Source organism: Enterococcus sp. RTP21361st1_A6_RTP21361_211029 (assembly GCF_040910045.1).
Lineage (GTDB): Bacteria > Bacillota > Bacilli > Lactobacillales > Enterococcaceae > Enterococcus_D > Enterococcus_D gallinarum.
The window spans coordinates 1-1,763 of the sequence record NZ_JBDGBK010000189.1; the positions used below are offsets into that span (position 1 = coordinate 1).

Genomic DNA, 1,763 nt, shown 5'->3' on the forward strand with positions numbered 1-1,763 from the left:
GCCCGATGCTGCTGCTCAATTCCACCGGCATCCCGACCGGCTTCAACAAAGGCGTATCCACTTCTGGTTATTATGTCAAGAACGGCGTGGTCAAGAGCTTCCTGACCTCCGACGAATACAAGCAGGTCGTCAAGTACTACCACAAACTCATCTCCGAGGGGCTGATTCCAGCGGACTGGGCCACCAAGGACGATGACGCCTACAACGCGAACCAGATTAGTGACGGCCAGATCGCGAAAACCGGCGTGGTGTTCGGTTGGTCTCCGACTGACAATTTCGGCAAGCTTAAGGACCAGTACATCGCTATGCCGGCACCTTCTGCTCCGGGCGTTTCCCCGGATGAGACCGTGTGGGATGGTTCCTCTAGCGAATTGGCTCCTGCTGGGCTGACCATTTCCGCGCATGCCGCGAACAAGGACGCTGCGCTGAAGCTGGCCAACCTGCTCTACTCCGAGAAGTATTCCGTGCAGCAGTTCCTCGGATCGTTTGGTCAGACTTTGACTAAGACCGGTGAGCATAAGTATACTGTGGACAGCGCCAAGTTAGACAAGCTGACTAAGGATAATCTTTACCCTGGTTTGTCGGAATTGCTGGTGGGTTGGATTCCCAATGAAGTCATCATTAAAGGCGATACTCACGCCGATGAGCTGATTGAAGTGAACAAGGTGTACGAGGAGCAGCGCAGCCACTTCGATCCCGTCAAGGACTATATTCCCGACTACGTCAATATGGATTCGGCTGATGCAGCAAAGTTGAATACAAGCAATGCTGAGATTTTCAATACCGTCATGCAGAAGACTGCCACTTGGATGTCCAAAGGTGGTATTGATGAGGAGTGGGATGCGTATTGCAAGCAGCTCGACAGCCTTGGTCTACAGGAGAACGTGAAGATCTGGCAGAAGTGGTACGACCTTTGCGTAAAGTGACGGTGTCGTGAGCGCGAACCTGTTGCAGAGCAGTGCTTGCGACTCCGAGACATGAACCGCACCCGAGTTGTTGGACCGGAGGAATTCGGATCAACGATCGGGTGCGGTTCGTTCATGCGGGGCGGATGCGGTGTTGAGGCCGAGTTTGCCACAGGTCAGGCTAGCCCGTCGGGTTGGCGGGAGCGGCGGTGCGAGCGGACCTGATGCAAATATGTTAAGGCTGTTGACAGTGCTGGCTCCCATACTTATCATGTTTGCGTCCATCTCATAGGTGTGATGGATGCAACCGAAGTCATCATCGACTCAAAGGAGAGACAATGAGGAATGTCGCGATGAAGGTGGGTGCTGCGGTATGCGCCGTGGCCTTGCTGGGTTCGCTGTCTGCGTGTGGCAGCAAGAAGCCGACCACGACCGCCGACGGCAAGCCAATTGTGACGGTTCTGGTCAAGAAGAACGCCAATCAGGAAAAGATGGCCAACATGCAGTGGGCCAAGGACTTGGAGGCCGACTGCGATTGCAAGATCGAGTGGCAGGAAGTGACTCGAGAAGCTTGGTCACAGCAGAAGAACGCCACCTTGGCCTCTGGGGATATCGCGGACGTGAACCTTAACGGATTTAATTCCCTTGACGCCTACCAGTATTCAGGAATGTTTGAGGATCTAGGCAAGAGTCTCGACAAGTTGCCAAATATCAAGGCATTCTTTAAGGAGAAGCCGGAAGCTAAGAAATTCTCAACTGATTCCAAGGGTAGAGTCTATGCAATAGCCACCGCGCGCGGAAAATCTTATTCCGGTACGGGCCAGCATATGCTGATCAACAAGGCTTGGCTTGACAAGC

The 1,763-nt window shown here is 53.5% G+C and carries 1 protein-coding gene and 1 pseudogene; both read left to right on the forward strand.

The annotated features are described in order from the left end of the window. The coding region (locus AB5Z52_RS16875; protein ID WP_368267124.1) for a hypothetical protein at positions 1 to 926 on the forward strand (926 nt) is incomplete at its 5' end. A gap of 317 nt (positions 927 to 1,243) precedes the next feature. Then, positions 1,244 to 1,763, forward strand: a pseudogene (locus AB5Z52_RS16880) (hypothetical protein); the annotation flags it as partial.